Source organism: Prevotella sp. (genome assembly GCF_051059605.1).
In the GTDB taxonomy this organism is placed as follows: Bacteria; Bacteroidota; Bacteroidia; order Bacteroidales; family Bacteroidaceae; genus Prevotella.
The window spans coordinates 2,444,208-2,456,719 of record NZ_CP050883.1 but is presented as its reverse complement, the minus strand read 5'-3'; the positions used below and the strand labels follow the sequence as shown (position 1 = coordinate 2,456,719).

At 38.3% G+C, this 12,512-nt stretch carries 11 protein-coding genes; 9 read left to right on the top strand and 2 right to left on the bottom strand.

Translation table 11 applies throughout. The features are described 5' to 3' along the window. Positions 1 to 32 precede the first annotated feature (32 nt). Both HEQ28_RS09670 and murI read left to right on the top strand, forming a co-directional pair. Complete coding sequence (locus HEQ28_RS09670; protein WP_434502024.1) at positions 33 to 542, top strand: OmpH family outer membrane protein; 510 nt, start codon at positions 33 to 35, stop codon at positions 540 to 542. A 2-nt stretch (positions 543 to 544) separates the two neighbouring features. Continuing rightward, positions 545 to 1,381 carry a glutamate racemase gene (gene murI / locus HEQ28_RS09665; protein ID WP_434502023.1) on the top strand — a complete coding sequence of 279 codons (837 nt, stop codon included), beginning with the start codon at positions 545 to 547 and terminating at the stop codon, positions 1,379 to 1,381. On the opposite strand, the gene HEQ28_RS09660 is transcribed toward murI, so the two are convergent. After that, a complete protein-coding gene (locus HEQ28_RS09660) occupies positions 1,373 to 2,602 on the bottom strand; it encodes an FtsX-like permease family protein (protein WP_434502022.1) in 1,230 nt (409 codons plus the stop codon). The genes murI and HEQ28_RS09660 overlap by 9 nt on opposite strands. Positions 2,603 to 2,647: 45 nt before the next feature. Then, complete coding sequence (gene rbfA / locus HEQ28_RS09655; protein ID WP_434502021.1) at positions 2,648 to 2,983, bottom strand: 30S ribosome-binding factor RbfA; 336 nt, start codon at positions 2,981 to 2,983, stop codon at positions 2,648 to 2,650. Positions 2,984 to 4,389: 1,406 nt separating this feature from the next. Between rbfA and HEQ28_RS09650 the strand changes: the two genes are divergently transcribed. From HEQ28_RS09650 to tyrS, 7 genes are all read left to right on the top strand, one after another. Continuing rightward, positions 4,390 to 7,212 carry a M16 family metallopeptidase gene (locus HEQ28_RS09650; protein WP_434502020.1) on the top strand — a complete coding sequence of 941 codons (2,823 nt, stop codon included), beginning with the start codon at positions 4,390 to 4,392 and terminating at the stop codon, positions 7,210 to 7,212. 172 nt (positions 7,213 to 7,384) lie between these two features. Beyond that, positions 7,385 to 8,641: a methionine adenosyltransferase gene (gene metK / locus HEQ28_RS09645; protein ID WP_434502019.1), complete on the top strand. Its 1,257-nt coding sequence runs from the start codon at positions 7,385 to 7,387 to the stop codon at positions 8,639 to 8,641. A gap of 50 nt (positions 8,642 to 8,691) precedes the next feature. After that, complete coding sequence (locus tag HEQ28_RS09640) at positions 8,692 to 9,711, top strand: DUF4271 domain-containing protein (protein WP_434502018.1); 1,020 nt, start codon at positions 8,692 to 8,694, stop codon at positions 9,709 to 9,711. Positions 9,712 to 9,717: 6 nt separating this feature from the next. After that, a complete protein-coding gene (locus HEQ28_RS09635; RefSeq protein ID WP_434502017.1) occupies positions 9,718 to 10,467 on the top strand; it encodes a uroporphyrinogen-III synthase in 750 nt (249 codons plus the stop codon). After that, positions 10,467 to 10,871, top strand: a complete 405-nt coding sequence (rnpA, locus tag HEQ28_RS09630) for a ribonuclease P protein component (RefSeq protein WP_434502016.1) — start codon at positions 10,467 to 10,469, stop codon at positions 10,869 to 10,871. Before HEQ28_RS09635 ends, rnpA begins: the two co-directional genes overlap by 1 nt. Continuing rightward, positions 10,868 to 11,119: a membrane protein insertion efficiency factor YidD gene (gene yidD, locus HEQ28_RS09625; RefSeq protein WP_081618627.1), complete on the top strand. Its 252-nt coding sequence runs from the start codon at positions 10,868 to 10,870 to the stop codon at positions 11,117 to 11,119. The genes rnpA and yidD overlap by 4 nt, the downstream gene beginning before the upstream one ends. Before the next feature lie 81 nt (positions 11,120 to 11,200). After that, the gene (tyrS, locus tag HEQ28_RS09620) at positions 11,201 to 12,502 is read left to right on the top strand and encodes a tyrosine--tRNA ligase (RefSeq protein WP_434502015.1); all 1,302 of its coding nucleotides are present in this window, start codon (positions 11,201 to 11,203) and stop codon (positions 12,500 to 12,502) included. Positions 12,503 to 12,512 lie beyond the last annotated feature (10 nt).

Sequence of the window (12,512 nt, the reverse complement as noted above, 5' to 3'; positions counted from 1 at the left end):
ATAATTCAGTAATACTTAATATTTGTTCAATTATGAAAAAGCTATTCTTGTTTCTTGCTTTCGCTGCATTCACCTTTGCAGCCAGTGCTCAGGCTTCTTTAAAATTCGGCTATTTTAGTTTTGATAATGCCGTGAAGCAGATGCCTGATTATGCCGTAGTACAGCATAATATAAGTGATTTACAAGCTAAATATGATGCCGAGACCAAGCGTGTAGAAGAAGAGTTCAATAAAAAATATGAGCAGTTTCTTGACGGTCAGCGTGATTTCGCACCTACAATATTGCAGAAGCGTCAGGCTGAACTTCAAGACATGATGGAAAAGAATGTTGCTTTCAAGCAAGAGTCTGCCCGTCTTTTATCACAGGCTCAGAAAGAGGCATACGATTCTTTGAAGGTAAAATTACGTCTTGCAGTGAAGGTAATTGGTGACCAGCGTGGATATGCTTTTATATTGAATACGGACAATGATGCCGTTCCATACATAAATAATGCTACAGGAGAAGACATCACTGACATAGTTAAAGCGGTTATAAATAAATGACAATGTCGTTCCCTGAGAATCCTGGACCTATTGGAGTCTTTGATTCTGGCTATGGTGGCTTGACAATACTTCATGGTATTCGTCAGATGTTACCTCAGTATGATTATCTCTATCTTGGAGATAATGCACGAGCACCTTATGGTGATCGTTCTTTTGATGTCGTATATCAGTTTACGCGACAAGCTGTTATAAAAATGTTTGAAATGGGTTGCCATCTTGTTATACTAGGATGCAACACTGCCTCGGCTAAGGCTTTGAGAAGTATACAGACGCTTGATCTTCCTGGATTGGACCCATCACGGAGAGTGCTAGGAGTGATAAGGCCTACTGCCGAGATTATTGGTACGCTCACAAAAAATAATCACGTTGGACTTCTTGCTACAGAAGGAACAGTGAAAAGCCATAGCTATGATTTGGAAATAAAAAAGTTATGGCCTGAGATTCAGGTAAGTGGAGTTGCTTGCCCGTTCTGGGTGCCATTGGTTGAGTATAACGAGGCTGATAGTCCAGGTGCTGACTATTTTGTTAAGAAGCGCATTGATGAGCTTATGCGAAAGGATAATGACATTGATGCTATTATATTAGGCTGTACACACTATCCTATCCTTATGCCAAAGATTATTAAGTATGTTAAGCCTGGCGTAAGGATTATCCCACAGGGAGAATATGTCGCAGGCAGTCTTAAGAGCTATCTTGAACGTCATAATGATATAGAGAAGCAAATAACAACTCTAGGTTCTTGTAGGTATTATACCACAGAGAACCCAGATAAGTTTAAGGAAAGTGCACAGATATTCCTCCATGAGGAGGTCACTGTGAATCATGTAGACTTAGAATAACAATCGCTTGCTGAGGTATCTTACGGGATACCACACAGCAAGCCATCCAACAGTAAGTACTGTTACGAATATTATGGCGACATCACCATAGTGAACGCTTACTGGATATGCATTAACAACAAAGTTGCCACTGCTGTCACCAAGAGAAACTATACCATATTGCTGCTGAAGGAAGCACATTAATAATCCAACACCAATACCTATAACTGCCCCGATAGCCGAGATCATACGACCTTCAAACAAGAATATCTGTGATATTTGCTTATCAGTGGCTCCAAGGTTTCTCAAAGTGTTTACATCGTTTTTCTTCTCGATAATAAGCATAGACAGAGAACCGATGATATTAAAACAAGCGACTACAAGTATGAAAGTAAGGAATATGTATGCAATGATCTTCTCTATCTGCATAATCTTGAATGTATCAGCTTGTTGTTCAAAGCGATCCATAACCTTATATTTGCTACCGACTATATCTTGCATATCTTTCTTTACATCATCAAGATTACTACCGTCTTTCAATCTTATTTCAAGAGAAGACAACATACCTTGCTGTCCGAAGATGTTGCGTGCGAACGCTATAGGAGCTATAATATAATTTTTATCGTATTTGCTTTGGTTAACAGCAAAAACCACTCCTGGAGATAATAATGAATCTACAACGAATGCTGATTGTGGATTAGACATATCTAGCTGTCCCTCTCGCTGTGGAGCGTATATGCGTAGATAGTCGCCAAATCTTGCGCCTGTACCTAGAGTTGTCGCAAGTCTTATACCCATGATTCCATATTGCAGTTCGCCAGCATGCAGACTATAGTGGCCATCTCCGTAAAGAATATCGGTGATATGTGTCAGCTGGTCAAAGTTGTCATCAACACCTTTCACCGTTACCATAGCCTGTTTGTTGTTGTATATAGCCAAAGCCTGATCTTCTACGCTTTCTGTAGCAACATCAACTTCTGGCAAATGCCTAATCTTTGCAAGAAGAGGATCGTCGGCAGGGGCAGTCTTTCCTTTTGTAGGAACGACTTCTATCTGTGGGTCGAAGTTAGTGAAGAATGTTGCTACCAAATCATGGAAACCATTGAATACGCTCAATACTATTACCAATGCGGTAGTTGCTACAGCAACTCCTATTACCGATATGATCGATATAACGTTGATAACGTTTGTGCTCTTCTTCGAGAAGATATACCTTTTAGCTATATAATATGGAAAGTTCATAATCGTGCCTACCCATGTTAAACAGGGTTGGATATTTAAAATAATCTATTTTTTCAGAAGTTCGTCAATATGTTCGATATAATCCAAACTATCATCAATAAAGAATCTAAGTTCTGGGATTATTCTAAGTTGATTGTGTACTCTTTGTCCCAGATTGAATCGAATAGCCTTTTCATTTTTTGTGATGTTAGCTATAAGTTCATCCCCTTTATCACTTGGAAATATACTAAGATATGCTGTGCAAATACTTAAATCTGGACTTATTCTTACACGTGTGACACTCACCATTATGCCGTGCATCATACGAGTTTGTTCCTGAAAAATTATCGCCAGTTCTTTTTGCAGTAGGCGAGATATGCGGTTTTGTCTTGTTTCTTGCATAGTTTATATTTTATTTAGTGCAAAGATAATGCAAACGAGTGGAAAAGCAAAATAAAAACGTGTTTTTAATTTTGTTTTCCCGAGTGCAGCTTATCTTCACCGTAGGTAGAGTAATGCAAACGAGTGGAAAAGCAAAATAAAAACGTGTTTTAATTTTGTTTTCCCGAGTGCAGCTTATCTTCACCGCAGGTAGAGTAATGCAAACGAGTGGAAAAGCAAAGGAAAATATAATTTTCTTTGCAGAGCATAGCTCACCTCCAATGTGAGTTAAAGTAATACGCCGAACACAATACCGAACAATTAAGGCTCGTTCTGTATTTTGAGTGATGCTCTAGTCATAAAAGTACATAATTATTAGTGCAAAGATAATTGGTTGGACACTGTTGTGATTCATAGATGAATTTATTTATGAGTATTTTATTACATGTGTAGTCCTGAAAAAATAAAAATATCCAAAAGTTTTAAAAAAAGGAAATATCCTCCACACATCACATAAGCTACTGATAGATAATAAATTATCGGTGGAGGTTCACCTCCACTATTATCCACTATCCTTCACGTTTTTGTAAACTATTAAGAAATATCTAGCTAATGACAAGTGTCGCTGTGTTATTCCTTGAATGATATGAATTTAAATATATTTACATTTCATCCTGCGTGCCAATATTCTATGATCATTTAAGTGAATAAAAATTTTAGAAGTTTGCCATAGATTATAAGATTTGTGTATTTCAAGTAAATGTATTGCACTTTGTAAAAATGCTAATAACACAATCTTAGTTTTCATGTGATAAGCACGAGTAGATCTGTTTTATCGATATAATGTTTCTATTATATCGTTATGAAGTTTCCTTTATATCGATCAAACGTTTGCGTTCCTACGATATAAAGTTTCCAATACTACGATCAAACGTTTTCTTTATATCGTTACAACGTTTGCGTTTCTACGATCAAACGTGTTTGTAAATTGCTAAAATAGTCATAATGTAAATATATTTTACAGCTTTATTATTTTCCATAATCTGTTTTTCGTTTAGTAATAGCTCTGTATTTCTTAATAGTTTACAAAAACGTGGAGGATAGTGGATGATAGTAGAGGTGAACCTCCACCGATAATTTATTATCTATCAGTAGCTTATGTGATGTGTGGAGGATATTAGTCGTTTTTAGAACTTATGGAAAATTTTGTTTTTTTTGTAATTATAGATGTAATATATATTTATTCTATATTTGAGATTATATTTCATTACTTATATTCTTGTAATGAACCAAATAACTTCGTTTGATCCATCTTTCTATTTTACGCAAAGAGTAAAAAAAAATTGCAAATGTTTTGTATTTTTACAAAGTTTCTCTATCTTTGCATAATATAATCTTAAGATTTTTATAAACTAAAACTTTTATACATGAGACTTAAAAATTTACTGGTAGCAGCGTTACTTTTGCTGGCAGGTGTAGCTCAGGCACAACCACAGATGACAGTTCCTGTTGACAAGGATGTGCGCATTGGTAAGTTGGCTAATGGATTGACTTATTACATCCGTCACAACAACTGGCCAGAAAACCGTGCGAACTTCTATATTGCACAAAAAGTTGGCTCAATTCAGGAGGATGAGACACAGCGTGGTCTTGCTCATTTCCTTGAACACATGGCTTTTAATGGTTCTGATAACTTTAAGGGAAACTCACTTATAGAATGGTGCCGTGCTAATGGTATTGAATTTGGTGGCGACCTTAATGCCTATACAAGTATTGATCAGACAGTTTACAATATTGACAATGTTCCTACACAGCGTGCCGGAGCTATTGATACATGTATGCTTATTCTTCGTGACTGGTCTACTGGCCTAACACTAGACAAGGACGAAATAGAAAAAGAACGCGGTGTTATTCACGAGGAATGGCGTTTACGCACAAGTGCTTCAAGTCGCATGTTTGAACGCAATCTTCCAAAGTTATATCCTGGAAGTAAGTATGGTGTGCGTTACCCTATTGGATTGATGAGTGTTGTTGATAACTTTAAACCAAAGGAACTACGTGACTATTACGCAAAATGGTATCATCCATCTCATCAGGGTATTATTGTTGTCGGCAATGTTGATGTAGATAAGGTTGAGGCTCAGATAAAGAAACTTTTTGGAAATATACAGAATCCTAAGAACGAGGCTCCTATAATTGATGAGCAAGTTCCTGATAATGCACAGCCTATAGTTATTATAGACAAGGATAAGGAACAAAGATCTTCAGAAGTTGAACTTATGTTCAAGCATGACGTGTTCCCTGATTCTTTGAAGAACAATATTTCTTATTTAGTATACCAATATGTGAACGGTGCTATATCAAGTATGCTCAATAATCGTTTTACTGAGGCTGCCCAGAAAGCAGACTGTCCTTATGTAATGGCATCTGCCGGAGATGGTAATTATATCTTTGCAAAAACAAAGGATGCTTTTGATCTAAGTGTATCTCCAAAAGATATGGGCGTTGCTGCAAATGCATTGAAAGCTGCTTTGGTAGAATTGCGTCGTGCAGCTGAATTTGGTTTCACTTCTTCTGAATATAGCCGTTTTCAAGCTGACTATATGAGTGCTCTTGATAAGTCTTATAGCAATAAGGATAAGCGTTATAATTCTCAATTCTATCGCGAGTGTCTTGGGCATTTCCTTACCAACGAGCCAATGACTGGGATTGAGTATTCATATCAGACAATGAAGCAGATTGTTCCAATGATACCTATTGAGGCTATCAATGCACAGATCAAGGAACTTGTTTCAAAGAATGATTCTAATATGGTGATCATTAACTTCAACAACGAGAAAGAAGGTAATGTATATCCTACAGAGGCACAACTTCTTGACGCTGTGAAGTCTGCACGTGCAGAGAATATTACTGCTTATGTGGATAATGTGAAGAATGAGCCTTTGATAAAGGAACTTCCAAAGGCTGGTAAGATCAAGAAGGAAATCAAGAGCAATAAATTTGATTATACAACTCTTGAGCTTTCAAATGGTGTAAAGGTTATCTTGAAGAAGACTGATTATAAGAAAGATCAAGTAATTCTGTCGGGTGCTGGTGGCGCAGGTTCTTCTTCTTATGGAAAGGCTGATTTTATTAATACAAAGGTATTTGATAATGTTATCGGTATAAGCGGACTGGGTGATTTCTCAAGTACTGAACTTCAGAAGGCAATGGCAGGAAAGATAGCCAATGCTAACTTGAAGATGAGTGAGAGAAAAATGAGCATAGATGGTAACTCAACACCAAAGGATATAGAGACCATGTTCCAGATGGTTTATCTGTATTTCACAAATATAAAGAAAGACAATGACTCTTATAATAACCTTATGCAGCAGTATGAGGTAGGGCTCAAAAATAGAGAGTTGTCTCCAGATGTAGCCTTTAGTGACTCTCTTACAGCAACATTGTATAACCACAATCCAAGAACAGCTCCTCTGTTGCTTAAGGATCTGAAGGACATAAACTATGACCGCATTCTACAGATAGCAAAAGACCGTACTGCAAGTGCAAAGGGTTGGGAGTTTACTATAATAGGCAATTTTGACGATGCGATAATACGTCCACTCATCTGTCAGTATCTTGGAGGGTTACCTGCAAAGGGTACTGATGTCGCTTCAAAGCGTGATCGCATGCCACAGAAGGGACAGATTGAGAATGTATTCTATCGTAAGATGGAGACTCCTAAAGCAAACTGCTATATGGTTTGGCACAATATGAATCTTCCATACACCTTGGAGAAGTCAATACAGGTTGATATGATAGGACAGGTTCTTTCAATGGAATATCTAAAGCAAATCCGTGAAGAAGCCAGTGCTGCATATTCTTGTGGAGCTTATGGAGGTGCAAACGCAGCTGATGACGGATTCAAAATATACCAGATTGTCGGTGTATGCCCTATGAAGCCGGAGAAGCGAGACATTGCATTGAAGATTATGACCGATGAGGCAAATAAGATGGCTACAACATGTGACGCGGAAATGCTTAATAAGGTTAAGGCTTTGATGTTGAAACAGATAGACGATCGCGCAAAAACAAACGGTTTTTGGGACGGAGTAATCTATGAATATGATAAGTTGGGCGTTGATACATATTCTGACTACAAAAAACTTGTAGAGGCACAGACACCACAAAGTGTATCTGCGTTCATGAAGGAATTCCTTGGAACTGGCAGCAAGATTACAGTTGTCATGCTTCCTGAAGGAACAAAATAAAAAGCAATAAACAGTCTTTTATATACGTGGGTGTACGGATAAAGTTCCGTGCACCCATTTTTTTGTTGTAGAAATATAAAAGGAGTGGTTTTTCTTTGATATTCAGCGAAATAACTGTAACTTTGCAGCCTAAAAGTTTTTAATGTATATTTAAAAGAAAGGATTAAGATATATGCCTTATTTATTTTCTTCAGAATCAGTTTCAGAAGGACATCCTGATAAAGTTTCAGATCAGATATCAGATGCCTTACTTGATCAGTTCCTTGCGTATGATGAGAATTCTCATTGTGCGATAGAGACATTCTGTACTACCGGACAGGTAATCATAATGGGTGAAGTGCGCTCTAAAGAATACATTGATTTGCAGACAATTGCGCGCAATACTATAAAAAATATCGGATATACAAAGGCCGAGTATCAGTTTGATGGTGATTCTTGTGGTATTCTTACCGCTATTCACGAGCAGAGTGATGACATTAATCGTGGTGTAAGCCGTGCCGACGAGGAAAATCAAGGAGCTGGCGACCAAGGTATGATGTTTGGATATGCTTCAAATGAAACCGAGGATTATATGCCTGTATCTCTATATCTGTCTCATCTTCTTATGAGTACGCTTGCCGAAATACGCAAGGAAGGTAAAGTGATGACATATCTGCGTCCAGACTCAAAGAGTCAGGTTACGATAAAATACAGTGACGAGAATGTACCTTTGGGCATTGATACAATTGTTGTGAGTACACAGCATGACCAGTTTGATGATGATGACGATACAATGCTTGCCAAAATCAAGGAAGATGTGATAAATATTCTCATTCCGCAAGTAAAGGCAAAACTTGGTGACAAGGTGCTTGCTTTGTTTAATGATGATATTAAATATTTCGTTAACCCTACAGGAAAGTTTGTTATTGGCGGTCCTCATGGTGATACTGGACTTACAGGCCGTAAGATAATTGTTGATACTTATGGTGGTAAGGGTGCTCATGGTGGTGGCGCTTTCTCAGGAAAAGATCCTTCAAAGGTAGACCGCTCTGCAGCTTATGCGGCACGATATATAGCAAAGAATATGGTTGCGGCAGGTGTTGCTGATGAAATGCTTGTTCAGTTGGCTTATGCAATTGGTGTGGCACAACCTGTAAGTATTTATGTAGATACATACGGTCGCAGCAATGTTAAGATGTCTGATGGTGAGATTGCTGAGAAGATTAAACAGATGTTTGACCTTCGTCCAAAGGCAATAGAACGCATATTTAAATTGCGTCAGCCTATTTACCTTGAAACAGCAGCTTACGGTCACATGGGAAGGAAAAACGAAACAGTGACAAAGACATTCACTAGTAGATATCACGAGACAAAAACGGTTGAAGTGGAACTCTTTACATGGGAGAAGCTAGATCGTGTGGATGAAATTAAGAAAGCGTTTAATATTTAATTAAAACCATAAAGAGGGGACGGGAGGATTTCAGACCCGTCCTTTTTTATATGATACAGCAAGAAGACTCCATAGTAAATGCAGATGCACAGCAGAAGACCTTAGTTGGAATTCAGCATGTGAAAAAGCAACCTACACCAGCGCAGATAATCAGTTGGTTGCCTAAGAATGCTACGCCCGAGCAGCAGGATTCTGCTATTCAGGCTAACATAAAACCCAGTGATATTCATTGGAGTGCAATGCCTGATACATTACACCTTCCGGGACAACCTGTTGGCAAGAGCTGGCGTGATGTAAACTTACCTAAATACTATAAGGAATCGTTTTTCTCGAAATCACCTTGGTTTCATCCAGAGTTGTCTGGAGGAAGGCTTGGTGTTGCCGGTGACCCTGTGCCTTATACTATAGCCGGTGATAACCTGATAACAGGAATATTACTTGCTTGTTTTATATTGGCAATGGTGGCTTTTGCTCAATCTCACAAATTCATTGTGCGCCAGGCGAAAAACTTCTTTTATGTTCAGCATGGTGAAACAACCACGATAACAGAAACATCTGGTGAACTACGTTTTCAGTTCTTTTTAATGCTGCAGACGTGTCTTCAGTTTTCTTTGTTATTCTTCCTCTATGCGCGTTCTGTTGTCAGTGATACGTTCATAGTTGAGCAATATAAGGTCGTGGGCTTCTTCTCGGGAGTCATACTGGTGTATTTCCTATTAAAGCTAGTTGCTTATACGATAGTCAACCTCACATTCTTTGACAAAAAGACAAATGAACAATGGATTAAATCATTTTTATTTATAAATTCTGTCGAAGGATTATTGGTGTTTCCTGTCGTGATGTTAGTTGTATATTTTGGACTTGCATTGAAAACGGCATTTGTTTATACGGCTCTAGTGGTGATTTTATTAAAATTACTGTCCTTATACAAGACATATATAATCTTTTTCAGGCAAAAAGGCGCCTATTTGCAAGATATTTTGTACTTTTGTGCACTCGAAGTAATGCCTTTACTCACATTATGGGGAGTATTGACAGCTATAAATGGTTATTTGAAAATAAATTTTTAGGACATAATGATTAAGAAGATTCTGATCTCTCAGCCTAAGCCAACAAGCGAAAAGTCACCATATTATGACATCGCAAACCAGTTTGGCGTGGAATTGGATTTCCGTCCGTTTTTCAAAATAGAGGGTATCTCTTCAAGAGAATTCCGTGAACAGAAAGTTAGTTTGCTTGCTCATACAGCAGTTGTCTTTACATCGCGCCATGCTATAGACAATTATTTTAAGCTAGCTAAAGAGTTGCGTGTTACTATTCCTGAAGATATGAAGTACTTTTGTCTTATTGAGACGGTTGCACTTTATATCCAGAAATACGTGCAGTATCGTAAGCGAAAAATTTTCTTTGGCACTACAGGCAAAATTGATGGTCTGTTGCCACTTATGCTTAAACATAAGACGGAGAATTTCCTTGTTCCCCTAAGTAATGTCCATAATGATGACATTAAGGATATGCTTGATGCCAAAAATCTTAAGCATACCATTTGTACGATGTATCGTACTGTGAGCAATGATTTTACGGATGAGGAAAAGCAGAACTTTGATTATAATATGATGATCTTCTTTAGTCCAACAGGTGTTAAGGCTTTAAAGAAAAACTTCCCTGATTTTAACCAGAGCGATATTAAGATTGGAGCCTTTGGTCCTGCTACTGCTAAGGAAGTGGAAGCTCAAGGCTTGAATCTTGACCTCATGGCACCTAATAAGGATTATCCTTCAATGACAGGTGCACTAAAGGCTTTTCTTGAGAAAAACAAAAAGTAATGTCGGCATCCCAAGCTGAAAATCTGACTAAGCAAGAGCGTGTTTGTAGTAAGTTGCTAATAGACCGACTCTTTAATGGGGGCAAAAGTCATTCTATGTCTGCTTACCCGCTAAGGGTAGTCTATATGTACTTGCAGCCTGATGATGTAGCTAACGATGAGCCAAATACTCAGATTCTTGTCAGTGTACCTAAAAAATGCTTTAAACGTGCTGTAAAGCGCAATCGTGTGAAAAGACAGGTGAGGGAGGCTTACAGAAGAAATCGTGTTCTCGTGTCTGAAAAGGTGGCAGATGGATGTCGTTTGGTGATGGCTTTTATATGGCTTGATTCAAAATTATATGATACAGCTGTTGTAGAAGCTAAGATGAAAAATCTTATTCAACGCATTAGCGAGAAAATATGAAATTACTAATAAACATATTGCATCATGTGTCGAGAGCCATTGTGTGGATCCTCGTATTGCCAATATTGTTTTATCAGAAATTCATAACTCCTTATACTCCACCTTCTTGTAGGTTTACTCCCACATGCTCTGAGTATGCGCGGCAGGCAATTCTAAAGCATGGACCAATAAAAGGGATGGGGTTGGCTATATGGAGAATATTAAGATGTAATCCTTGGGGTGGTAGCGGGTATGATCCGGTGCCGTAAGTTTCCTGTAACGGGCCCCAGTAATATAATTAATAATTAGGCGAGAATATTTGTTCGTCTTTTAATTGGAATAATATAATAATGTCAAAAAACTTTGTTGAAGAACTGAAATGGCGTGGTATGCTCGCTCAGATTATGCCGGGTACAGAGGAATATTTACAGTCGCACATGGTGTCGGCTTATTTGGGTACGGACCCAACGGCAGACTCTTTGCATATTGGTCACCTTTGTGGCATCATGATGCTTAGTCATTTGCAGCGTTGTGGTCATAAGCCATATCTTCTTGTAGGTGGTGCTACCGGTATGATTGGTGATCCTTCAGGCAAGAGCCAGGAACGTAATCTTTTGGATTCTGAGACATTATATCATAACCAGGAGGCTATAAAGCAGCAGGTATCTAAGTTCTTGGATTTTGACGGTGATGCTCCAAACAAGGCAGAACTTGTTAATAACTACGATTGGATGAAGGATTTTTCTTTCCTTGATTTCGTTCGTGAGGTAGGAAAGCATATCACTGTTAATTACATGATGGCTAAGGACTCAGTGCAGAAGCGTCTTAATGGTGAGGCTCGTGACGGTTTGTCTTTCACGGAGTTCACTTATCAGTTACTTCAAGGTTATGACTTCCTTTATCAATATCAGAAATACGGTGTAAGATTGCAACTTGGTGGTAACGACCAGTGGGGCAATATGACAACAGGAACAGAGCTGATACGTCGCACTCTTGGGAGTGAGTCTGAGGCTTTTTGTCTTACATGTCCTTTGATAACAAAGGCTGATGGAAAGAAATTCGGTAAGACAGAGAGTGGTAATATCTGGCTTGACCGTAACCGTACTACTCCTTACGCATTCTATCAGTTCTGGTTGAATGTAAGCGATGATGATGCTGAAAGGTATATAAAGATATTCACAAGTCTTGAAAAGGATGTGATCGATGCTCTTGTTGAAGAGCACAAGCAGGATCCTAGCAGACGTATTCTTCAGAAGCGTCTTGCAGAGGAAGTTACAGTTATGGTTCATTCAAAGGAAGACCTTGAAATGGCCATTGCAGCAAGTAATATTCTTTTTGGTAAGGCTACAAAAGACAGTCTTTCAACACTTGATGAGGCTACTCTTAATGATGTATTTAAGGATGTTCCGCATTACACAATCGACAAGTCTTTGCTTGGTGGGACAGCTGTAGACCTGTTTAACCAGGACGGTATGGAGATATTTCCAAGTAAGAGTGAAATGCGCAAACTGGTAAAAGGCGGTGGCGTGAACTTGAATAAAGAGAAGGTTGCGGCTTTTGATCAGGTGATAACTTCAGATGATCTTATTGATGGAAAATACCTCCTTGTACAGCGCGGTAAGAAGAATTATTACTTAATTATTGTAAAGTAAACGCTTAAAA

Bases quoted from the DNA above. Each gene is read 5' to 3' on its own strand.
- rbfA (WP_434502021.1), bottom strand. From the start codon at position 2,983: ATGCAAGAAACAAGACAAAACCGCATATCTCGCCTACTGCAAAAAGAA.
- HEQ28_RS09660 (WP_434502022.1), bottom strand. From the start codon at position 2,602: ATGAACTTTCCATATTATATAGCTAAAAGGTATATCTTCTCGAAGAAG.
- HEQ28_RS09670 (WP_434502024.1), top strand. From the start codon at position 33: ATGAAAAAGCTATTCTTGTTTCTTGCTTTCGCTGCATTCACCTTTGCA.
- rnpA (WP_434502016.1), top strand. From the start codon at position 10,467: ATGTCGGCATCCCAAGCTGAAAATCTGACTAAGCAAGAGCGTGTTTGT.
- yidD (WP_081618627.1), top strand. From the start codon at position 10,868: ATGAAATTACTAATAAACATATTGCATCATGTGTCGAGAGCCATTGTG.
- tyrS (WP_434502015.1), top strand. From the start codon at position 11,201: ATGTCAAAAAACTTTGTTGAAGAACTGAAATGGCGTGGTATGCTCGCT.
- HEQ28_RS09640 (WP_434502018.1), top strand. From the start codon at position 8,692: ATGATACAGCAAGAAGACTCCATAGTAAATGCAGATGCACAGCAGAAG.
- HEQ28_RS09650 (WP_434502020.1), top strand. From the start codon at position 4,390: ATGAGACTTAAAAATTTACTGGTAGCAGCGTTACTTTTGCTGGCAGGT.
- metK (WP_434502019.1), top strand. From the start codon at position 7,385: ATGCCTTATTTATTTTCTTCAGAATCAGTTTCAGAAGGACATCCTGAT.
- HEQ28_RS09635 (WP_434502017.1), top strand. From the start codon at position 9,718: ATGATTAAGAAGATTCTGATCTCTCAGCCTAAGCCAACAAGCGAAAAG.
- murI (WP_434502023.1), top strand. From the start codon at position 545: ATGTCGTTCCCTGAGAATCCTGGACCTATTGGAGTCTTTGATTCTGGC.